This window comes from Pseudomonas cedrina subsp. cedrina, from assembly GCF_001983175.1.
In the GTDB taxonomy this organism is placed as follows: Bacteria; Pseudomonadota; Gammaproteobacteria; order Pseudomonadales; family Pseudomonadaceae; genus Aquipseudomonas; species Aquipseudomonas cedrina.
Genome location: NZ_MNPW01000001.1, coordinates 226,288 through 247,152 on the forward strand (window position 1 = coordinate 226,288; position 20,865 = coordinate 247,152).

The 20,865-nt window shown below is 58.2% G+C and carries 22 protein-coding genes and 1 pseudogene; 14 read left to right on the top strand and 9 right to left on the bottom strand.

All coding sequences use genetic code 11. The features are described 5' to 3' along the window. Positions 1-89 precede the first annotated feature (89 nt). A complete protein-coding gene (locus BLL36_RS01080; RefSeq protein ID WP_076949637.1) occupies positions 90-1,748 on the bottom strand; it encodes a DNA cytosine methyltransferase in 1,659 nt (552 codons plus the stop codon). 29 nt (positions 1,749-1,777) lie between these two features. On the opposite strand from BLL36_RS01080, the gene BLL36_RS01085 reads away from it, so the two are divergent. The 3 genes from BLL36_RS01085 to BLL36_RS01095 all read left to right on the top strand — a co-directional run bounded on the left by BLL36_RS01085 (position 1,778) and on the right by BLL36_RS01095 (position 4,007). Then, entirely contained in the window at positions 1,778-2,197 is a 420-nt protein-coding gene (locus tag BLL36_RS01085) for a very short patch repair endonuclease (protein WP_076949638.1), read from the top strand. 362 nt (positions 2,198-2,559) lie between these two features. Next, a complete protein-coding gene (locus tag BLL36_RS01090; RefSeq protein ID WP_076949639.1) occupies positions 2,560-3,084 on the top strand; it encodes a BRO-N domain-containing protein in 525 nt (174 codons plus the stop codon). A 275-nt stretch (positions 3,085-3,359) separates the two neighbouring features. Then, the gene (locus tag BLL36_RS01095) at positions 3,360-4,007 is read left to right on the top strand and encodes an HAD-IB family hydrolase (RefSeq protein WP_076949640.1); all 648 of its coding nucleotides are present in this window, start codon (positions 3,360-3,362) and stop codon (positions 4,005-4,007) included. A gap of 257 nt (positions 4,008-4,264) precedes the next feature. On the opposite strand, the pseudogene BLL36_RS31210 reads toward BLL36_RS01095, so the two are convergent. After that, positions 4,265-4,436 (bottom strand): annotated as a pseudogene (locus BLL36_RS31210) (Fic family protein); the annotation flags it as partial. Positions 4,437-4,762: 326 nt separating this feature from the next. Here BLL36_RS31210 and BLL36_RS01100 point away from each other — a divergent pair. From BLL36_RS01100 to BLL36_RS01115, 4 genes are all read left to right on the top strand, one after another. Further along, a complete protein-coding gene (locus tag BLL36_RS01100; protein WP_076949641.1) occupies positions 4,763-5,710 on the top strand; it encodes a hypothetical protein in 948 nt (315 codons plus the stop codon). A gap of 160 nt (positions 5,711-5,870) precedes the next feature. Continuing rightward, a complete protein-coding gene (locus BLL36_RS01105) occupies positions 5,871-6,191 on the top strand; it encodes a helix-turn-helix domain-containing protein (protein ID WP_076949642.1) in 321 nt (106 codons plus the stop codon). A gap of 68 nt (positions 6,192-6,259) precedes the next feature. Then, the gene (locus BLL36_RS01110; protein WP_267903510.1) at positions 6,260-6,601 is read left to right on the top strand and encodes a type II toxin-antitoxin system RelE/ParE family toxin; all 342 of its coding nucleotides are present in this window, start codon (positions 6,260-6,262) and stop codon (positions 6,599-6,601) included. Beyond that, the gene (locus BLL36_RS01115) at positions 6,576-6,914 is read left to right on the top strand and encodes a helix-turn-helix domain-containing protein (protein WP_076949644.1); all 339 of its coding nucleotides are present in this window, start codon (positions 6,576-6,578) and stop codon (positions 6,912-6,914) included. The genes BLL36_RS01110 and BLL36_RS01115 overlap by 26 nt, the downstream gene beginning before the upstream one ends. Positions 6,915-6,927: 13 nt before the next feature. On the opposite strand, the gene BLL36_RS01120 is transcribed toward BLL36_RS01115, so the two are convergent. The 4 genes from BLL36_RS01120 to BLL36_RS01135 all read right to left on the bottom strand — a co-directional run bounded on the left by BLL36_RS01120 (position 6,928) and on the right by BLL36_RS01135 (position 11,031). Further along, positions 6,928-7,473, bottom strand: coding sequence for an AAA family ATPase (locus tag BLL36_RS01120; protein ID WP_076949645.1), 546 nt, complete (start codon positions 7,471-7,473; stop codon positions 6,928-6,930). A gap of 22 nt (positions 7,474-7,495) precedes the next feature. Then, on the bottom strand, positions 7,496-8,998 hold the full coding sequence (locus BLL36_RS01125; RefSeq protein ID WP_076949646.1) for an amidase family protein: 1,503 nt from the start codon (positions 8,996-8,998) through the stop codon (positions 7,496-7,498). Between the two features lie 97 nt (positions 8,999-9,095). Beyond that, positions 9,096-10,019, bottom strand: coding sequence for a hypothetical protein (locus BLL36_RS31215; protein ID WP_231998924.1), 924 nt, complete (start codon positions 10,017-10,019; stop codon positions 9,096-9,098). Next, a complete protein-coding gene (locus BLL36_RS01135; protein WP_076949648.1) occupies positions 9,982-11,031 on the bottom strand; it encodes an MBL fold metallo-hydrolase in 1,050 nt (349 codons plus the stop codon). The genes BLL36_RS31215 and BLL36_RS01135 overlap by 38 nt, the downstream gene beginning before the upstream one ends. Before the next feature lie 122 nt (positions 11,032-11,153). Between BLL36_RS01135 and BLL36_RS01140 the strand changes: the two genes are divergently transcribed. Together BLL36_RS01140 and BLL36_RS01145 are read left to right on the top strand one after the other, a co-directional pair. Further along, entirely contained in the window at positions 11,154-11,780 is a 627-nt protein-coding gene (locus BLL36_RS01140; RefSeq protein ID WP_076949649.1) for a TetR/AcrR family transcriptional regulator, read from the top strand. Between the two features lie 283 nt (positions 11,781-12,063). Further along, positions 12,064-13,383 carry a methyl-accepting chemotaxis protein gene (locus BLL36_RS01145; protein ID WP_076949650.1) on the top strand — a complete coding sequence of 440 codons (1,320 nt, stop codon included), beginning with the start codon at positions 12,064-12,066 and terminating at the stop codon, positions 13,381-13,383. 173 nt (positions 13,384-13,556) lie between these two features. On the opposite strand, the gene BLL36_RS01150 is transcribed toward BLL36_RS01145, so the two are convergent. Further along, a complete protein-coding gene (locus BLL36_RS01150; protein WP_076949651.1) occupies positions 13,557-14,462 on the bottom strand; it encodes a LysR family transcriptional regulator in 906 nt (301 codons plus the stop codon). Positions 14,463-14,542: 80 nt separating this feature from the next. Here BLL36_RS01150 and BLL36_RS01155 point away from each other — a divergent pair, with 80 nt between their 5' ends. Then, complete coding sequence (locus BLL36_RS01155) at positions 14,543-15,244, top strand: CTP synthase C-terminal region-related (seleno)protein (RefSeq protein WP_076949652.1); 702 nt, start codon at positions 14,543-14,545, stop codon at positions 15,242-15,244. After that, the gene (locus tag BLL36_RS01160) at positions 15,241-15,561 is read left to right on the top strand and encodes an antibiotic biosynthesis monooxygenase family protein (protein ID WP_076949653.1); all 321 of its coding nucleotides are present in this window, start codon (positions 15,241-15,243) and stop codon (positions 15,559-15,561) included. The genes BLL36_RS01155 and BLL36_RS01160 overlap by 4 nt, the downstream gene beginning before the upstream one ends. Before the next feature lie 136 nt (positions 15,562-15,697). Here the strand turns inward: BLL36_RS01160 and BLL36_RS01165 are convergent, their stop codons facing one another. Then, a complete protein-coding gene (locus BLL36_RS01165; RefSeq protein ID WP_076949654.1) occupies positions 15,698-16,021 on the bottom strand; it encodes a DUF2025 family protein in 324 nt (107 codons plus the stop codon). A 234-nt stretch (positions 16,022-16,255) separates the two neighbouring features. Here BLL36_RS01165 and BLL36_RS01170 point away from each other — a divergent pair, with 234 nt between their 5' ends. Then, positions 16,256-17,383, top strand: coding sequence for a glycerophosphodiester phosphodiesterase family protein (locus BLL36_RS01170; RefSeq protein WP_076949655.1), 1,128 nt, complete (start codon positions 16,256-16,258; stop codon positions 17,381-17,383). A gap of 98 nt (positions 17,384-17,481) precedes the next feature. After that, the gene (locus BLL36_RS01175) at positions 17,482-17,790 is read left to right on the top strand and encodes a PepSY domain-containing protein (protein WP_057723750.1); all 309 of its coding nucleotides are present in this window, start codon (positions 17,482-17,484) and stop codon (positions 17,788-17,790) included. A gap of 66 nt (positions 17,791-17,856) precedes the next feature. Here the strand turns inward: BLL36_RS01175 and BLL36_RS01180 are convergent, their stop codons facing one another. Then, the gene (locus BLL36_RS01180; protein WP_394329466.1) at positions 17,857-19,530 is read right to left on the bottom strand and encodes a methyl-accepting chemotaxis protein; all 1,674 of its coding nucleotides are present in this window, start codon (positions 19,528-19,530) and stop codon (positions 17,857-17,859) included. Between the two features lie 212 nt (positions 19,531-19,742). Between BLL36_RS01180 and BLL36_RS01185 the strand changes: the two genes are divergently transcribed. Then, on the top strand, positions 19,743-20,762 hold the full coding sequence (locus BLL36_RS01185; protein ID WP_076949657.1) for a transporter: 1,020 nt from the start codon (positions 19,743-19,745) through the stop codon (positions 20,760-20,762). The last annotated feature ends 103 nt before the right edge of the window (positions 20,763-20,865 follow it).

The following is a 20,865-nucleotide window of genomic DNA, read 5'->3' on the forward strand; positions in this document are numbered from 1 at the left end:
CCCCGTCTACCCCGGGGCTGGGCATCCTAAATTAGTGCATTTTGAAACTTATGCGTTTTTTGGCATTGTTATCTGCGCAATAGCGCACTTTAAGCTTCAAATAACCGTTCCTGTATCCGAGGCATTAGTCTTGAGCGTTTTGCTTTCGTTCCACTTCCAATTATCCTAGCTACAATTTCCGCTATTTGACGAGCCAGCATAGGAGGAACAGCGTTTCCAACCTGATGAAATTGCTCAGTTCTATTTCCTAGGAAAAAATAATTATCTGGGAACGTTTGAAGCCTAGCAGCTTCTCGCACAGTCAGGCTACGACACTGCCTTGAATCGTAGTGTATAAAATAATGACCATCTTTTGCGATATGACTAGTGATGGTTGTCGAAGGCAAATGATGCATTTGGACTCGAAAGCGATCGCTAAATTTGCCCGTTTCCCAATTCTTGTGATTAGGTGCCAACCCAGCGAGATTGAAGTCCCCGTGACCTTTAGGTGACTTGTAATGGGCGTCGGCAAACTGTGACGCATACACATATCGACGAAGATCTGATGCCATATGCCCCCTAGCTTCGTGATTTAGCCAATATCTTAGCCGAGGATCTTGGTACCATTCATCTAGATATGTTCCGGTAATCCCAGTCCATTTTTCTCTTTTTAAGACACGCAACCCTCCGGGATGCAGTTCCTCGCCATCAAATAAATTTGAAAAAGACCGGGCTAGGATGCCAATCCTTTCGCTAAATAGTATTGAGTTTTTATCACAAATCGAACTTGTGCTCTTCAACTCAGCGTGCATATCTTGCAGTTGAGCCTTAACGGTGTCCGCCCAAGCATAGGAGGTATCAAGCGATTTTGTGAGAGTGCTTCTGAGAGGTGGCAAAGTGCCTATTACCTCTTTAACTGTGACGCGTTTTGATCCGAGGGTTAACTTATGATCTTCATCAGGGTCAAAAAACTCCTCTGCCACTCCTAAGAGGATAACTCTATGGCGAGCTTGAGGGATGCCAAACTCCTCCGCACGAATAATGTAATGATTGGGATCTATGCTATTGGGACTTGCTCCACTCTCATAGACATCATCATCTACTAAAGAGCAAATCCTATATCTTCGACCGCTATCCTGCTCACCTAACGCAACATCTGGCGCAGTTAGATCGCTGAGAATTTTAGGAAACATCCGTTCACCCCCAACTTTTGAAGATAGTATTCCTTTAACATTCTCCATTACGAAAATTGCGGGCTTTTTTCGCTGAATTATTCTTAAATATTCACGATATAAAAAGTGCCTATGATCATCCTCTGCGCGATAATCCAACTTCCCGCGATTCCTCGCCCGACCAACGACTGAATAAGCCTGGCATGGTGGACCGCCTATTAAAACCCATGGTTTACTTTCATCCAAGCGCTCTTCCAATATTCTATCTAAACGTGCATTCCCCTCTTCACTCCCTAGCTCAATAAGCTGTGCTTCTCCATCGGCGTGTTTCCAAGCATCTAAACTTCTTTCTGTATAAGGCTTATCCAAACTTGCAGTTTCACAAAAATCATAATAATCACCTAATGCCTCTGGTTGATTTTTTTTAAGAAACCGGTAAAAGGCCCTTAGCCGCAGAGTTGCCCTCGCGGCTGGGTCCATCTCAGCTGATACTTTTATTTCAAAACTTTTTCCATCATTGTATGACGAGAAGCCTTCTCCTAAGCCTCCTGGGCCGGCGAAGAGATCAACAATTTGGATATGGGCGCTATGACTCATGAAACCACGCTGCTTTGAGAAATGACGAAATGGACGTCGTCGACCGAGTAACAAGATCCCGCATGATGAGCGGAATTAAAGGCAAGCACACCAAGCCTGAGCTTACCGTACGGAAATTTTTACACGCGCAAGGCTATCGTTTTCGCCTCCATCGCGCAGATCTGCCAGGCAAGCCTGACATTGTACTGCCCCGATATAGAACATGCATTTTTGTTCAAGGCTGCTTTTGGCATCAGCACCCTGGTTGCAAATATGCGCACACTCCCAAAAGCAATCAAGATTTCTGGCTTCCAAAGCTCGCAAAAAACGTTGAACGAGATCAGATATCCGAACGAAAGCTAAAAGAGATGGGATGGCAAGTAGTGATTATCTGGGAATGCGACACAAAAAACAGAGAAATCTTACAAGCCCGGATCAGAGAAGCATTAGGCCCCTCCATTTCAGCATAAGCCTTATGGATTGAAGAGTTGACCGTTCGGCTCAAAGCTTTTAGCCTTCCAATTCGGCGCCTAAGAAACGCCTCAACCAGAGCGGTCCTCCGCACCCGACAGCCATGCGGCTTTTTTTCGCCAGCGGTTTCTCCACGCCTGTGAAAAATCCCCGTTATGTCGGGAGTGGGCGAATACAAGACCCGAAAGGGGAATATGTCCGGCCCGTCTCTGGTGGGTTTCTTAGCTCCCGACACCCATAACGCATGCCCTAAGAAAGCAACCAGAGGTAACGGAAATGCCTGGATACTTTGCATCCCCTGCGAAGGACGTTCGCAGCACCTGCACCATTTCTCAAACACGCTCCGATCCGGAGGTGTGTCATGCATGAACCTACCGTCTTCACTCGCCACAACCTGCATTTGCACGCGCTGCTCCTTGAGAACCAGCCCTGGTTCTGCGCCCGCGACCTCGGGCGCCTGACCGGTCTTTACCTGGACGAGCGCAAGGTCAGCAAGCTCGATGAGGATCAACGGCAAACGCTGGAAATTCGCTATCACGGTCAGCCTGAGAATATGCTGATGATCAGCGAGTCCGGCGTGTATGCATTACTGGTGTATCACTATGCACCTGGGCATCGCCTGCTGCGGGAATGGTTGACCCATCAGGTCGTGCCGACTTTGCGAGATGGACAATTATCACGATCCACAGACCGTCCGATGCTGAGTTTGCTGGATTGGCCGGAGATGTCGCTGAGCCTGCTGCATTGGCAGGATGAAGGCTGGATCCGGCTACGGGATATGCCGTATCTATTGCTCAACAGAACCCGTCGACGCGTTCCGCCGAGCAAAACCTGGCTGCAAAAGGTAGCGGAATATTTCCAGTCTGCGGGTCATTCGACACGCTGAATCTCGCAGGTAGTTCCGTCCGGGCTGGCGTTCGGGCGGACCACCAATACGCTCTTCCTGGTCCGCGCTGTAACAATGCCGGAGACCTTCCGACATTCATTCCTATGCCCGACCGGGTAAACTCCCTTGGGTGATCGCCAGCAAAAGAACAACAGCAGTCCCCTGACCGATCTGAATTGCATAACTGTTATCAGCCTGAACCCACGTAGTGGAGACCAGTCTCAACGTTATGAAATCCCGCTCTACCTGATCAAGGACCACCCGTGAACCCAGACATGCTCGAAGCCGGCCCCGTTGACGCCAAAGTACTTTCCGTCTTTGACTTCGACGGCACCCTCACCCACCACGACAGTTTCGTGCCCTTCCTCAAGTTTGCTTTTGGCACTGGCGCGTTTTACGGCCGGATGGTGAAGCTGGCGGTGCCGGGGCTGCGTTTTCTGGTGCGGCAGATCAGCCGGGATGAGTTGAAGGCGCAGTTGATCCGCACCTTTATGACCGGGGTGGAGAAGGCGTGGGTGCAGCAGAAGGCCGAGGAGTATTGCCAGCGCAATTGGGCGCGGTTGATGCGCCCGGCGGGCGTGTTGTCGGTGGAGCAGGAGTTGGGCTCGGGGGCGGTGGTGACGCTGTGTTCGGCGTCGCCGGCGCTGGTGTTGCAGCCGTTTGCCGATCGGCTGGGGATCCGCTTGATCGGGACTGAGCTTGAAGTGGTGGACGGGGTGCTGACCGGTAAGCTCACGGGGAATAATTGCCGTTGCGAGAACAAGGTGCTGCGGCTCGAGGCGGTGTATGGGGACCTGGGGGAGTATAGGCTCAGGGCCTGGGGCGATACGCGCGGGGATCGGGAGTTGCTGGCGGCGGCGCAGGATGCGCATTTTCGGCATTTTCATGCGAAGAAGAAAAAGCGGGCTCGGTTGCAGCGGTGATGCGGGGCATGGGGATCGGCGGGGACACCGAGGCGATCCCTTCGCAGCCTCGCTGGGGCTCGAGAGCTCCCACAGTTTGAGCGGTGTCACGCGGCATAGTGTGTTTGTGGGGCTGTCCCGATCACTCGTCGCCGCTATCCGACTCTCGTTCTTCAAACGCAGATCGCACTGCTTCCACAACCCGTTCGGCCAAGGGCGCTGCGTCCAACTGCGGATAGGCTTTCTTCAGTTTCCCCGATACCTGCCAGCCATTTTCCTTTAGTGCTCAACGGATCCTCGATTATGGCCACAGTACTTGGCGATCACATGGGCAAACCGTTGGATTCTGTCGGCTTTGTCGGCCTCCCTCTCGATCAGAAAGCTGGCACGCGACTCTTTGAACGTCAGCCAACTGGCCGTACGCATCAGGATATCGGGGCCAAAGGTATTGGGTGTTCGCGAAAACGCTAATGCACACTCAAATTTGTTAACGAATCCACTTTTTCGGTGAAAACGCTAACGACCCGTACGAAGGCGATACGGGTTTATGGGCCCGACAGGAAACCGAGGCGATCCCTTCGCAGCCTCGCTGGGGCTCGACAGCTCCCACATTTGAACGGTGTTAAGGCTTCTGAGCGGGCGCCGCGTGGCTGTGAACCCGCCCCCACCAGCACCACTGCTCTAATGCGGGAGCTGTTTGCCTGCTCCCACATTTGATCTTTGTACCTACGGATATTTGCGTAATATCCAGCTAAACATCTCACGGACCCGAGCCCATGAAATTCGACACGGCCTACAGCCTGAGTCTCGATGACAAGCTGTCGATCTACGAAGTACGCGAGCTGAATTTCGACGAAACCGTCGATTTCGATTCCGACCAGGACAGCTTCCTCTGCCCCAACGATGCATGCCGCGCTGCGTTCGATACAGGCAACGCGCTGAGCACGTTCAATGCAAAAAACGTCAATTACCTGCGCACGCCGCACTTCAAGAACAAGACCACGACCCGGCATATCGACGGTTGCCGCTACGCCAGCACCCATAAGACGGCGACCGGTGAAAGTGACGACGATCGCGAAGAAAATTTCCCATCGGAATGGGTATTGACCCGCCGGCAGTACCCACGCAAACCGGCACTTACCGGTGTAGACGCCAGCGTCCCACAGGACCCAGCGAAAGTACCTTCAAACCGTACCACCACATCCCACGGCACCAACGACAGCAGCCCAGACAAAACCAGCGTCTTCGCCCACCCGGTGGAGTGCTTCGTGTCCAACATCGACGACAAGGACAAGCTCAAGCGCATGCCCTTGAAGATCGGCGAACACACCGCGACCTACTGGACGTTTTTCAAAAAGATCGAATACCTGCAAGACAACAAGGGCCTGATCTACTGGGGCAAGATCAAAGAGATCAAGGACTACACCAGCAGCTTTCGCATCGACTTCGAAAAGAAGGTATGGCTCAACAAAAAGCCCTACTCGGTCAACGTCTACCTGAGCAAGAAACTCATCGAGAACTACCGCAAGCGCAAGGCGTTCCTGGAGCAGATCAAGGCCGCGGTGGACAGTGAACGGGCGCTGTATTGCTTCTTTTACGGCGTGACGCCGGAGCTGAAACAGGTGCCCAGCAAGAAAAACCCCGAACAGACGTTTGGGGTATTCAGTGCGAATATCGAGAATCTGGACCACCTGATCATCCGGGAGGCGCCGGGGGTGCAATAGAGGCAGCCTTGTAGCGTCACGGCCAGCATCTAGCAAATCGCGAGCCCTTGCAGGGGAAACGGTCAGAGCCCCGCCATTAAAATCCAGTTGATGAGCGGTCAAAACAACTGTACAAAAACACAGTATAGTTAGCCCTCCCCGTCGAACCCTGGAGAAAACCATGTCCTCTCTGGCAATGAGCTCTTTCGTAGAACAGCAGATCGTCCTGCATCAATTCACCGCCAAGCACAGCGTGCAAGCCCGCGCGATGCTGGGCTGGAGCCGGGAAGACCTGGCCATCCAGGCCGGCGTGGCGGTGGAGGCGGTTCAACAGTTTGAAAGCCAACGCGACGTGGGGGATGAAACCCGCTTGGCATTGGCGTTTCGGCTGGAGGCTGAAGGGCTGGTGTTTTTCCCGGGGTTTGCGCCGGGGTGGGGGATGAGTGTGAGAGGAGCGTTGTCCGAGTCATCCACGCAATTGGCGTATCAGACGGTAGAGTAAATTTTCAAACTGCATTCACGATTATCCCTATTTAGGTATATTCTCTGATGAGTCCATGAAAGCCACTCCTGTGGGTGGGCGCAAGCAAAAAAGATCTGCAATTGATGCCCTGTTCCGTTCAAGACGTATTTGGCTTCGCACTGCACCTTGCTCAGGAGGGTAGCAGGCACCCCCAGGCCAAGGCGTTGAAAGGGTTTGGCGGTAATGCAGTTTTGGAGATTGTCGAGGATTTCGACGGCAACACTTATCGAGGGGTTTACACCGTTCGGTTTGGCTCCGCTGTCTACGTCCTTCATTGCTTTCAGAAGAAGTCGACAAAAGGCATTGCAACAACGCAGCACGATATACAACTGATCAAACAGCGACTCAAGGCGGCGCAGGATCATGCAAAAGCATCACAAGGCGATTGAAATCGAAGCAAGCAGCGGCAATGTCTATGAGGATATTGGTCAGCCTGACGCCAGCGAAATGCAGGTCAAGGCACAGCTCGCAGCAAAGATCGGTGAAATTCTCAAAACACGCAATTTCACCCAGTCTCAGGCTTCGGTGATCCTTGGCCTGTCGCAACCCAAGGTTTCTGAGATGCTTCGAGGAAAGTTCAGAGGCATCAGTGAGGCCAAGATGCTTGAGTGCTTATCGCTATTAGGTCGTGATGTGCAAATCGTTATAAGTGCAGCACCCGCTTGTCGCGTTCAAGGACGTATTGAAGTGCTGTTTGCTTGATCAACTCCCCGCATTAATCACTGATTTTTCCTAACAGCTGACTCACCAACCCCTCAACCGAATGGTGCGTAGAGTCCAACCGTATCACCGGGCAGGTCAGTGTTTTCAACCAGGTTTCGTGCCTGCGCAGACTGCGTAGGCTGTGGTTGCCGCCGTCGTAGCGCGCAGCCCAGGCCAGAAAGGCGACGCTGTTTTCATGCCGGTTGCCGCCTGGCAGGACTTCATCGCCATAGCGCTGAAGTTCCCGCAGGCGCAGGCGGTGCAGGCGTACTTCCAGGTCCAGGCGCAGGAACACTGCATGGGTGAACAGCGGAATCATCGGGTCGCCCCAACCACACAGTGAACCGGACAGCACCCAGCCTTCTAGGCCGCAGGTTTGTTCTTGTAGCAAGCGAATCCGTTCATCCTTGGCGCGTGGGACGGTAAAAGGCGCTGCAGTCTGTTGCCAGTAGAAGTCGTCGGAATCGAAACAGGCGACGTTCAGGCGCTCGGCCAGTGCCTTGCCCAAGGTGGTCGTACCGGCGCCGGCGGCACCGAGGATGTGGATTCTGTAGGTCATTGTTCAAGTGTAAACCGTGACGTCAAAGCGCGGGCTTGATCGCAACCTCGGCTGCCTGCTCATACCCATGGGCCACCGCCAGCAAGGTAGGTTCGGCCCAACGGGTGCCGAAGAAGTAGGCGCTGGTCGGTACACCGTCCTCATCCTTACCGGAAGGTACGGCAATCCCCGGGTAACCCGCCGCTGCGACGCCAAAGTAACTGTTGGTGTCGAAATCCGACACCATGGCGTCAAGGTTTTCTGACTGGATCGGCTCGTCAATGGAGTTGCGGAAATCCTGGATGAGCGTGTCCCAAAGTGGCTTGCTTTGCTCCGGTGTCAGCGTAGAGCCGCTGATCTCCTTGAGTACCGGCTGATGATCCTCCACAGTGCCATCACGGTCTTCATTGAACTTGATCAGCTCGGTCAGTGATTTGACCGGCAACCCCGATCGCTTGCCCAGGTAACCATTCAACTCCTCTTTCACATCCGACAGCAGCAACTCGTCGTATCGCGAAGCATCGGCCAGGCGCAGGTTGACCGGCACCAAAACCGCACCCTGCTCACGCAGCACCTCAAGTGTCCGGTTGAATTGCGGACTGTTCTCGACCGACAGAGATTCGCCGTTTGCCGAAAACGTCGCAGGATAGCCAATACGCTTGCCTTTCAAGGCGCCGGGAACCAGTAGCGCGGTGTAATCGATGCCTTGGGGCGCACCCACGCTCGCTGGATCCTGAGGATCGCTGCCCGACATGGCATTGAGCATCAGCGCAACATCGAACACCGAGCGAGCCATCGGCCCCGGTGTGTCCTGCCGCTGGCTCGCGGGAATAATCCCGTTGCGGTCCAGCAGGCCCACGCTGGGCTTGAGACCAACAACGCCGTTACGCGCTGCGGGCACGATGATCGATCCACTGGTCTCCGCCCCCACCGCCAAGGGAGCCAAACCTGCAGCCACTGCTGCGGCGGAACCGGAACTGGAACCGCCAACGTCGGCCTCCGGTTGATGCGGGTTAAGGGTTTGCCCGCCCCGACTGCTCCAGCCATCAGGACCACCACGAAACCCGGCCAGTTCAGTCATATTGGTTTTGCCCAGAATCACCGCGCCTTGCTGGATCAGGTAGTCAACCAACGGGGCATTCTTGCCGGCAGATGTACCTACCAGCCCAAACGCGCCCGCGCTGGTTTGCATGCCGGCGGTTTCGATCGTGTCCTTTAGCAGGATGGGAATGCCATGCAGTGGCCCGCGCACCTTGCCGCTGGCTCGCTCGCGGTCCAACTCTCGCGCGGTCGCAAGCGCCTCAGGGTTCAGTTCGATGACGGAGCGCAATTGCGGATCCACTTTGCGGATCCGTTCCTGCAAGTAAGTGACCAGGTCCGCCGAGGTCAGCCCGCCCGGCCGGGACATTTGCGCGCCCAGCTCTTTGACACTGAGGTACTCGGTACCTGGGGGGACGGGCGTTGAAGCGACGGAGGAATAGTCACCATTGAAGGACTGTACGAATTGCCGGACGAGGGAGCCCATTCCATATGCGATACCTAACATAAGACCTCTTGAGGAGTAAGAAATGACGAAGGATCGACGTTGATCCGTGGGCCAGTCTAAAAACTCCTCTTCTCCCAGGCTGCGCGACACGGGCCACTCACGGTGTGGGATAGTTCAACGCAGCGGGTGGCTTCTGGTGTGGCCCCATCAACCGATGAACGCTTCGATATTCCTGCACCAGACTTGCCAGCCAGTCCTTCGCCCATCGTGCGCCGTAGAACCAAAGCGTCGCGCCATCCTCGAGTGGCTCGCCAACCCCCGGACAGTCGCTTGCGCAGGCGCCATGGAAGGCACTGCTGCGGCTGTCGGACACCAAGGCGTCCAATCGATATTCACGCGCAAGCTCATCGATTTCATTACGGGCATGAGGGGTGTGATTGGCCCGATGCGCATGCACCGGTACCAGCTCAGCGCCCGCTCGGCGCAGGACATCCAGCGCTCTCAGAAAAGACGGATTGTGTTCGATCATCTCCTGTTCCTGAGCATCCACAAACCGCTCGGCAAACCCCACGCGCCTGCCGCGTACTGCGTGAGAGCCCGTAAAGGAGGTGTTGTTTTGGACCAGGGGGACTTCCACCATCACCGGGCCTGACGGATCGACGCCACCCAGGGCAATCAGTGACAGCGATGGATCGCGCAGGGGTTTGAGGGGAAGCCCTGGGGCATCGTATCCCGGAATCGGGACGCTCGTTTCCGGTTTGCCAGGCGTGTGGGGATCGACACCAAATGCGATAGCCCTGGGGCTCGCAGGGTCGCTGGACATCGCTGCCAGACCTGACAGCGCAGCGAGTACAGAGGCAGGTTCGCCCGCAGGGCAAGGGATCCCGGCTCGCCAATATTTCGTACATTTACTTTCCATAAAACCCTGTGCCACGGCCAATGATTTTCCGGGGATCATCGCACCCTTGCCTGGCGCCTGTCGCAGCTCTGAAACAGCTTGAAAACTCCTTTTTCCGACGCCGTTTTTTCCGACGCCGCTCCCGTCAGTTGGCGAGGTGTTCCTGCGCGCCTTGGGTTTCAACCTCCAGCCACCACGCATACCCACGTTCAGGTTGGGTCAAACTGAACGCCTGCCCCATCGGCGGTGTGGTGATCGACACGTTGCGCTCCCAGGCCAGGGCCATGATGCGGTCGAACGGCTCATGCCAGGAATGGAACGCCAGGTCGAAGGTGCCGTTGTGAATCGGCAGCAACCAGCGACCCTTGAGGTCGATATGGGCCTGCAGGGTTTGCTCCGGCTGCATGTGCACATGGGGCCAATCGACGTTGTAAGCACCTGTTTCCATCAGGGTCAGATCAAACGGGCCGTACTGTTCGCCAATGCGCTTGAAGCCATCGAAGTAGCCGGTGTCGCCGCTGAAAAAAATCCGGCGGGCGCCATCGATCATCACCCAGGAACACCACAGGGTCTGGTTGGCGTCAAACAGGCCGCGCCCGGAAAAATGTTGCGCAGGCGTGGCGACAAAGCGAATGCCATCCACCTCCGTACCCTGCCACCAATCCAACTGGCGGACTTTGCCGGCCTCCACCCCCCACTTTATCAGGAGGTCGCCCACACCCAGTGGCGCAAGGAAATAGCGGGTCTTCTCGGCCAATAGGATGACTGCCGCGCGGTCAAGGTGGTCGTAGTGGTTGTGGGAAAGAATCACCGCTTCCAACGGTGGCAACGCTTCAATACTGATGGGCGGCGCATGGAAACGTTTGGGGCCGGCCCAACTGAACGGTGACGCACGCTCGGCGAACACCGGGTCGGTCAGCCAGAATTTGCCGCGCATTTTCAGCAAAATGGTGGAATGCCCGAGGCGAAACACGCTGTGATCCGGGGCCGCCAGCAACTGCTCGCGGGTCAGCGCCTGCACTGGAATCTGCCCCACCGGTCGCGTGCTGCGCGGCTTGTTGAACAGCATGTTCCAGAAAATACGCAAGGTCTTGCCGAAACCACCCTGCGGCACGGGGGCATCGTTGTGGAAGTGCCCCTGGGCCTGCTTGGGCGCCGCTGGCGAAGCATCGACACGGGATGAGATCGTGGCCATTACCGGGTGACTCCTACGGATCGCTGATAAACTACACTGCACAGTGTAGTTTCAAGATTGCAACAAAACCCGCAGCAAGTAAACTACCGAGTGTAATTTCCTCGAAGAGCCGAACGCCACCCATGACTGTCCCTCAACGCCTCACCGACCGTAAACGCGAAGCTATCGTGGCAGCCGCCATCGCCGAGTTTCGTGAAAACGGTTTCGAGGTCACCAGCATGGACAAGATCGCCGCCACCGCCGGCGTTTCCAAGCGCACGGTGTACAACCACTTCCCCAGCAAGGAAGAGCTGTTCGCCGAAATCCTCCATCAACTTTGGGCCAGCAGCGTCGCGCAACTCGACGTCACCTACGCCAGCGACCGCCCGCTGCGCGAACAATTGCGCGGTTTGCTGGAAGCGAAGATGCAGATGATGGCGGATGCCAATTTCCTCGACCTGGCCCGGGTCGCCATCGCCGCCACCATTCATTCGCCGGAACGTGCGCAAGACATGGTCAGCCGCCTGAGCCAGCGCGAAGAAGGCTTCACCCAATGGGTACGCGCCGCCCAGGCAGATGGCCGGCTCAACTGCGCCGACCCGGCCTTTGCCGCGCACCAGATACAGAGCCTGCTCAAGGCTTTCGCCTTCTGGCCGCAGATCACACTGGGCCAACCGGTGCTCGACGCCGCCAGCCAGGCCAGCGTGATCGAGTCAGCCATTGACCTGTTCCTGGCCGGCTACGAAATCCCGCCCAATCGCCCTCATTAATCCCCGCGCCCTCGGCCGCGCCAGCAGCCTCATCGACCTGGCAAATATGCCAACTCTGCAGCAAATAAAAATCAAAATGCCACCATTGGTCGTCTAGCCAAAAAAGGACCTGCCCCTTGGGCGAACTTCTTGTCAGGCTGATCACTCTGAACCCGTTGTTCCATCCCCCCTCTGTCAGTGCAAGGAAGCTGACAATGAGCTAGTCAACCGTATGGCGGATACCTTACGGGGGCAGGCGCATACCCACGGAAACCCTAGAAGGCTGCTTGCCCGAGCATCGAATATGTTATTCACCGCCCATAAAAAAACCGTCAACACTCTGCAACACACCATCGCGCAACAGGCCAGCCTGCTGGACGCCATCGAGCGCTCCATGGCAGTGATCGAATTCGATCTGTCCGGCAACGTGTTGCGGGCCAACGCCAACTTCCTCCAGACCATGGGCTACCGCGCCGAGCAGGTCCAAGGCCAGCCCCATCGGATGTTCTGTACGCCCGCGTTCGCCCGTAGCGCGCAGTACAGCCAGCTATGGTCGAACCTGCGCAATGGCCAATTCCAGTCCGGTACCTTTGAACGGGTGGCCGGCGACGGCCAGTCGGTGTGGCTGGAAGCCAGCTACAACCCGGTGCGTGATGACGCGGGCCAAGTGACCAAAGTGGTGAAGTACGCGATGGACGTCACCCCGCGCCTGCAGGCCGAAAGCGAAGCCAATGCCAAGTTGGAAGCCATTGGCCGTGCCATGGCGGTGATCGAGTTCAACCTCGACGGCACCATCATCACCGCCAACGCCAATTTCCTGCAGCGCATGGGTTACAGCCTGGCGCAGATCCAGGGCCAGCATCACCGCCTGTTCTGCACCGCCGAGGTGGCCAACAGCTCGGCCTACAGTGATTTCTGGCAGCGCCTGAACCAGGGCGAGTTGTTCAGCGGCCAGTTCGAACGCGTGGACAAACACGGCCACACCGTATGGCTCGAAGCCAACTACAACCCGGTCTACGACGCCAGCGGGCGCCTATGCAAAGTGGTCAAGTTCGCTTCGGACGTCACTGCCATGGTGCAACAACACAGCGCCGACGCCGCCAGTGCCGCCCAGGCGTACCACATTTCCCTGAACACCCGGGACATCGCCGAAAAAGGTGCCGAGGTGATCCAGCAAACGGCCAGCGGCATGCGCGACATTGCCGCCGACATCGACGGTTCCTCGCAACTGATCGCCAAGCTGGGCGAGCGTTCGCAGCAGATCACCACCATCGTCAACACCATCCGCGGCATTGCCGACCAGACCAACCTGCTGGCACTCAACGCCGCCATCGAGGCCGCGCGTGCCGGCGAACAAGGTCGCGGGTTTGCCGTGGTGGCGGATGAAGTACGGCAACTAGCGGCGCGCACCAGCGGTTCGACGGCGGAGATTTCCAGCATGATCGCGATGATCCAGGACGAAACCCGCCAGGCCATCCACAGCATGGACGGCACCCGCGACCGTGCGGCGCTGGGTGTCGACCTGGCCAACCGTGCCGGCGCAGCGATCCTGCAGATTCGCGAAGGCACCAGCCAAGCCGTGCAGGCAGTGAGTGCGTTTGCCAACGAGCGGGGCGGCAGCTGACCTATCTTGATGCCCAATCTTCATGCTTGCTGGCTGACAGGACCTGTAGTGAGCGGGCTTGTCCCGCGCTGGGTGGCGAAGCCGCCCCAAACCAGGCGACCTGATTTATCCTGAGACTCGGTGGTGTCTTTGTTGGGGCGGCTTCGCCACCCAGCGCGGGGCAAGCCCGCTCACTACAAGGCGAAGGCCGCGCAATGATCAGACTTTATCTGCACATGCCTGCCCAACTCATCGAACAGCGTCACCACCGAACGCAACGCACGGCAATCGGGACGCGTGAGCAACCATAATGCCGTGTCGTACCCCGCCAACGCAGGGCCCAGCGGTTGCAGGCCGGCCTCCAGCAGAAAGTCCGGCAATGCCGCCACGCCCAGCCCGGCGCGCACTAATTCAGTCACCGACAACAGGCTGTTGCAACGATAGCTGAGGCGCACGCCGGGCAGGTGCTCACGGCGCCAGGCGACCGTGGGGTGGTCGGGCAGGAAATCATCCGGGGCGATCCAGGGCAGGTCTGCCAACGCGCGTCCCTGGTGCTGGCGGGCGAAATCCGGGCTCGCACAGACCTGATAGGCCACGCGCCCGAGGCAACGGCCAACCAGATGCTCCGGCGGCGTGCGGGTCAGGCGCAGGGCGATATCCGCGTCGCGACGGCTGAGGTTGGCGAAATCATTCGACGTGCTCAGTTCAAGGGTCAGCGCCGGGTAGTGCGGCATGAACTGGGCCAGCGCCGGCAGCAACACGCCTTGCAGGACCGAATCGGTGCAGGTCAGGCGCACCGTGCCGTTGATCACTTCTGCGCCCTGCTCCACCCCCATACGCGCCGCTTCCAGGGCTTGTTCGGCGCGTTCCGCCTGCTCTGCCAGGTTGCTGGCCAGGCTGGTGGGCAGGTAGCCGGCGCGGCTTTTTTCAAACAGCGTCTGGCCCAGCGCCGCTTCCAGTCGCCGCACCGCGCGAAACACCGTGGACACATCCACCCGCAATAATGCCGCAGCCCGCGCCAGGGTGCCGCCGCGCACCAGGGCCAGGATCAGCGACAGGTCAGGGTAGTCAATTGAATAGTGCGTGGCTGCATTGAGCATGTGGGCAAACGCCAATATTGATTGCGTGGACGCCAATCTATAATGCGCCCCAGGACACCACAAGCGAAGGGATGTACACGATGAAAACCACGCCTCTGCACCTCGCCCTGATCGGCGATTACAACCCGGATGTGATCGCCCACCAGGCGATTCCCGTAGCGCTGCAACAAGCGGCCGATGCGTTGGGTTTGACTGTTCATGTGCAATGGCTGGACACGGATGCCATGCCGGCAACCCTCCACGGCTTCGACGGTTTCTGGTGCGTGCCCGCCAGCCCCTACCGCGACACCGACGGCGCCCTGCGGGCGATCCGTTTTGCCCGCGAGCAAGGGCGACCGTTCCTCGGCACCTGCGGCGGGTTTCAACACGCGGTATTGGAATATGCGCGCAACGTGCTGGGCTGGGCCGACGCCGAACATGGCGAACTCGCTCCAGAGTCCAAGCGCGCAGTGATCGCGCCGCTCAGTTGCGCGCTGGTGGAAGCCATCGACACCCTACGCCTGGTGCCCTACACCCGCATCGCCGAAGCCTACGGCCGCCTTGACGCGCAGGAAGGCTATCGATGCCGCTACGGCGTGAACCCTGAATTCCTCGATGCCCTGCTGGAAGGCGACCTGAACCCCAGCGGTCACGATTCGGCAGGCGACCTGCGCGCGGTGGAATTGCTCAACCATCCGTTCTTCGTCGCCACGCTGTTCCAGCCCGAACGCGCCGCGTTGAAGGGCGTCACTCCGCCCTTGGCGCTGGCCCTGCTCAAAGCCTGCCAGGCGGTGTCGGCATGATTGCCAACACGCCCGCCCCGCCTTACTACGCGGTGATTTTCAGCTCACAGCGCACCGAGGGCGATCAAGGTTACGGCCAGGCTGCCAAGCGCATGCTGGAACTGGCGCGCGAACAACCGGGGTTTCTCGGCGTGGAATCGGCACGGGAAGACGGCCTGGGGATCACCGTGTCGTACTGGGAAAGTGAGGCGGCGATCCTGGCCTGGAAGCAGCAGGCCGAGCATCGAGCGGTGCGTGAACAAGGGCGTGCCAGTTGGTACTCGGCCTTCCACACTCGGGTGTGCAAAGTCGAACGGGCCTACGCATTCGAAACCTGAAATGCTTACCCCTGTGGGAGCGGGCTTGCTCGCGAATGCGGTGTGTCAGCCACTGAATATTTGTCTGAAATACCGCATTCGCGAGCAAGCCCGCTCCCACAGTTTGGATCTCCACAGATCAGAAATTTGTATCGATTCAGCTCACCAGACTGCGCAACGCACTGATCTGGGGAATTTCCACTCGCCTCATGTAAACCCGCAGCGGCTCGGTAATGTTGATACGGTCGTCGATATTCTGGTCCAGCAACAACTGGATGCGTTCGCGGGACAGGGTCATGGTCTGCTCCGGGCCCGGCAACCAAACGAATTCCGCAGTAGGGATGATGCCGTCATCGGCCACGTCCATGCCAAATGCGTCTTCGCTGAAACGCACAATATAGTGGCCGGTCTTGCGGTTGAGGCCGACAAAACCGTGGAGGTGGTCGGCGGCCTGGCAGATAAGCTCGGAGGTGATGCGCATGGTAAACCTCACTGAAAAGTCCTACAGGGACTGGAAAGATGGTTTACACGCGTGGCGGAAAGTACCGCCCTCTGACGGGGCAGCTAGAGGCAAGAGTACTGCAATGGGTCCCCAGAAAACCCGATTTTTTTTTGCCCGCGCGCACGTTAATGTCGGTTTGGTGATAGCGCCTTACGCAATCAATTGTTAAAAAGGAGGCCTTCTCAAAGCTACCTTCATGAAAGGACTTCGCATATGCCTGCCACGTTTACCAAGAGCGCCCTGCTGCTGGCCCTGATGCTCGGCCTTGGCCAGGCACAGGCTGCCGACCCGATCAGCCCGGCTGAATTGGCGACCAGCGAAGGCATCCCCTACCCTGCCGTGATCGCCCACCGTGGCGCTTCCTACGATGCCCCCGAGTCCACCGCGGCGGCCTACAAGATCGCGCGTGACCTGGGCGCCGACTACCTGGAACTGGACCTGCAGCGCAGCAAGGACGGCGTATTGTTCGCCCTGCACGACAACAATCTGCAGCGCACCACCGACGTGGCCACCAAGTTCCCCGACCGCAAGGACGCCCCGGCCAACGAGTTCACCTGGAAAGAACTGCAAACCCTCGACGCCGGCAGCTGGTTCAACGCCGCCTACCCGGACCGCGCGCGCCCAGGCTTTATCGGCCTGAAGATCCTGAGCCTGGACGACATCATCAAGATCGCCGAAGGCAACCCGCAGCACAAACCCGGCCTGTACATCGAAACCAAGGAGCCCAAGCAATTCCCGGGCATCGAAGCCGACCTGAAGAACAAGCTGCTGGATAAAGGCTGGCTGAGTTCCGCCGGTTCCAAGCTGGGCAAGAGCAACACCGGCGTCGGCCAGGGCAAGGGCCGCGTGGTGCTGCAAACCTTCGAAGTGGCCAGCCTCAAAGAGCTGCAGAAAGAAATGCCCAACACCCCGAAAATCCTGCTGTTGTGGGTGGGTGAAGGCAGCATCGAACCCAAGTCCAAGGTGACCTTCGCCGAATCCGGCGAACCGACCAAGGCCGCCTACTACGCCAAGCAAGAGCCGAAGGATGCCGCCGAGTTCGAAAAATGGGTCGACCAGGCCAAAAGCCTCGGCGCCATCGGCACCGGCCCATCGGCTGAGCTGACCGACCACGGCGACCAGAGCTACACCGACCTGGTGAAGCCTGAAATGAACAAGCTGACCCACGACAAAGGCCTGCTGGTGCACGTCTATACCGTGGATGAGCCGGTCGATTTCGACAAAGTGATGAAGGCCGGCGTCGACGGCATCTTCACCAACCGCGCCGCCGAACTGCTGAAGTTCTACAAGCGCTGGCCGTCGTCCAGCGTGCAGGACCTGCTGAACGACTATAAGTACTGATCGGGCAAGCATTGGTGTCAGTGCGCCATTAAGGATGAGTTAAGTTGCGCCGGTTAATCTGGCGCCACTTAAACAGCTCAACCAGAAGGACACACACCATGAAAACCTTGACCGCTTTGTTCGCTGCCACCGCCCTGACCCTGACCGCCGGCCTGGCCCAGGCGGATGTTCGTCCGGATCAGATTGACGGCCTGCTCAAGTCCGGCGCCGTGATGCCTTTCGAGAAACTCAACGCTGCCGCCGTAGCCAAACATGCTGGCGCCACCATCAACGACACCGAGCTGGACCACAACAACAGCGGCGTGCTGGTCTACGAAGTCGACCTGACCGACACCGCCGGCAAGAACTATGAAGTGAAGCTCGACGCCAAGACCGGCGCCGTGCTGGAAGACAAGCTGGACACTTGATCCGGACTGTAAAAAAACGCCAACTTAGTTGGCGTTTTTTTTACCCAAGTACGCGGGTCTTGACGGTCAGGCGCCCAATCGCGCCGTCACTTCATTCAACTCGGCCGACAACCCGCGCAGATTCTGGCTTGCCGATTCGGTGCGCTTGACGTTATCGAGGTTGGCCGTGGCCACGGTCGTGATCTGGGTGATGTTGCGCGAGATATCCTCGGCCACCGACGTCTGTTCCTCGGCTGCCGTGGCGATTTGGCGATTCATGTCGCGGATCGCCTCCACCGCCTGGGTTATATGCGTGAGCATGGCGCCGGCCTGCGTCACTTTTTGCACACTGTCATCGCTGCACGATTGCCCGCTCACAATGGCTTCGGCCGCATTCACCGCGCCGGTTTGCACGGCCTCGATAATCCCGTTGATCTCGATGATCGACGCCGCCGTGCGTTGCGCCAGGCTGCGCACTTCATCAGCCACCACCGCAAAACCGCGGCCGGCTTCGCCTGCGCGGGCCGCTTCGATAGCGGCGTTGAGCGCCAGCAGGTTGGTCTGTTCGGCGATCCCGCGAATCACTTCCAGCACCTTGCCGATGCGCACGCTGTCGGTTTCCAGACGGCGGATGATAGTACCGGTGTTGAGGATTTCGTTGCGCATCTGGCCGATGGTGGCGATGGTCAATTGCATCACTTCACCGCCTTCGCGGGCTGAATGATCCGCCTCATCGGCAGCGCGCGAGGCACTGGCGGCATGGCGCGCAACTTCCTGGGCGGTGGCCGACATTTCGGCCATGGCCGTGGCCACTTGGTCGGTGCGGTTGAATTGTTCCTGGGTACCGGTGGCCATCTGCCCGGCGATCGAGTTGAGTTCGCCGCTGGCGCTGACCAGGTCGGTGGCGCTGCGCTGCAAGCGGTTGAAGGTCTCGGCAAGGAAATCGCGCAAGGTATTGGCGGCAGCGGCCAGATGGCCCAGCTCATCCTGACGGCGGCTGGCCACACGTTCGGCGAAGCGGCCGTGGCTCAATTGTGTGACGTAGTCGATCAAGCCACGGATCGGCAGGATCAGGTTGCGGTTGATCAACCACAGGCTGAACAGGCCAATCACCACGCCGGACAGCAGCATGATTGCCAGGCCCAGCATTACCGTGCGCTCGGCATAGGCGCTGATGCTCAGCGATTGTTGATTGCCTTGGGCGCGCAGGTCATTGACCAGCGCGCTCATCTGCTCACTGGCGGCACGGTCCACGCCCTTGACCGCAGCGTCGCCGGCCGCCGCATCGCCTCCCGCCGCCACATACGCGTCGCGGCCCTTCTGGTAGGCGGCGCCGAGTTGCTGGTGCTCCTGGCGCAGGGTGTCGATGCGCCGGCTCAAGGCCGGATCATCGCCGGTGTGGGTCACCAAACGCGCGAGGATGCCTTGTACATCGCGTTGCCGGTCCTGGAACTGGCTCCAGTATTTCTCCAGATCCTGAGGTTGCTTGCCACGCAACAGAACGTTTTTCCATTCCTGCACCTGCACCTTGAATTGCAGGTTGGCTTCGTCAATCAGCTGGGACGTGCGAAGGGGCCCTTCAAGCAGGCTGCGATAACTGTGCACGCCATCGGAGAGGAAGTTGAAACACGCCAGAGCAATCAACAGTATCGCCAGCAAGCTGCCGCCGAGCAGCGACAGGATTTGTGCTCTCAAAGAGGTTCGCAAAACATTCATTGGGAAAGTCTCAATACAGGTAAGTGGCGTCTGCACGCCGGACATCCCTGTCGACAAAAGCACCGCCTGTCCGCAGCGGTTGTTATGCTCTGAATCGGCCGGAATAGAGCCTTCTTGACCGAGCACAGACGAACGGTCAATAAACTGTCATCCAACCGAAATAAATTCAAAATCGTCATAAAAATGTCAAATTTGCCTGCAATGATTCGCCACGCGACCTGTGAAACGTCCTACAGGCCTTTTCTTTGCGAGCCGCCATGAACCACAGCATCGACCACAGCCATCAGGACTCAGACCTGTTTGGCCTGCTTTACGGTTTCCGTTTTCGCCCAGGTGAAAAAGGCGAACAGATAGACTCGGCCACGGCGCTGCAGGCCCTGCAACAGCCGGGCGATCCGGAAGAGTTCTTATGGCTGCACCTGAACCTGGCCCACGCTGCGTGCGAGCGCTGGATGCAGGCGCACCTGGACCTGCCGGAAGAGTTCTTCGAAGCCTTGCATGAAGGCTCGCGCTCCACCCGCATCGAACACGTCGACTCGGCCTTGCTGGCGGTGGTCAACGATGTGGTGTTCAACTTCAGCAGCATGGTGTCGTCGGACATTTCCACGCTGTGGGTGTGCGCCCGCAGCCGCCTGTTGATCAGTGCGCGCCTGCAACCTTTGCACTCGGTGGACAAGCTGCGTTCGTCGGTCAAGGCCGGCGAGAGTTTCCGCTCGCCACTGGCCTTGCTGGTGCACCTGCTGCGCGACCAGGGTGAAGTACTGACCCAGATCGTGCGCAAGACCAGCATCAGCGTTGACCATATCGAAGACCAACTGCTGTCCTCACGCTTGTCCACCAACCGCGCCGAACTGGGCGCGGCGCGCCGGGTGCTGGTGCGCCTGCAACGCTTGCTGGCGCTGGAGCCGGGCTCGCTGCTGCGCCTGCTCAACCGTCCGCCGCAGTGGCTGCAAAAGGAAGACGTGAAGGAGTTGCGCAAGTCCACCGAAGAGTTTGCGCTGGTGATCAACGACCTGACGGCGCTGGGCGAACGCATCAAGCTGTTGCAGGAAGAGATCGCCGCCAACCTCAACGAGCAAAGCAGCCGCACGCTGTTTACCCTCACCGTGGTCACGGTGCTGGCGCTGCCGATCAACATCATCGCCGGTTTTTTCGGCATGAACGTGGGCGGCGTACCGCTTTCCCAGGACCCGGAAGGGTTCTGGATATTGGTGGCGTTGGTGGCAACGTTTACCTTGATTGCCGGGCGTTGGGCCTTCCGCAAGTTCTCGACTTGAAATAATGATCAACTGTGGGAGCTGGCTTGCCTGCGATAGCGGTGTATCAGGCCCTGCAGGGGGGACTGACAAATAGCTATCGCAGGCAAGCCAGCTCCCACAT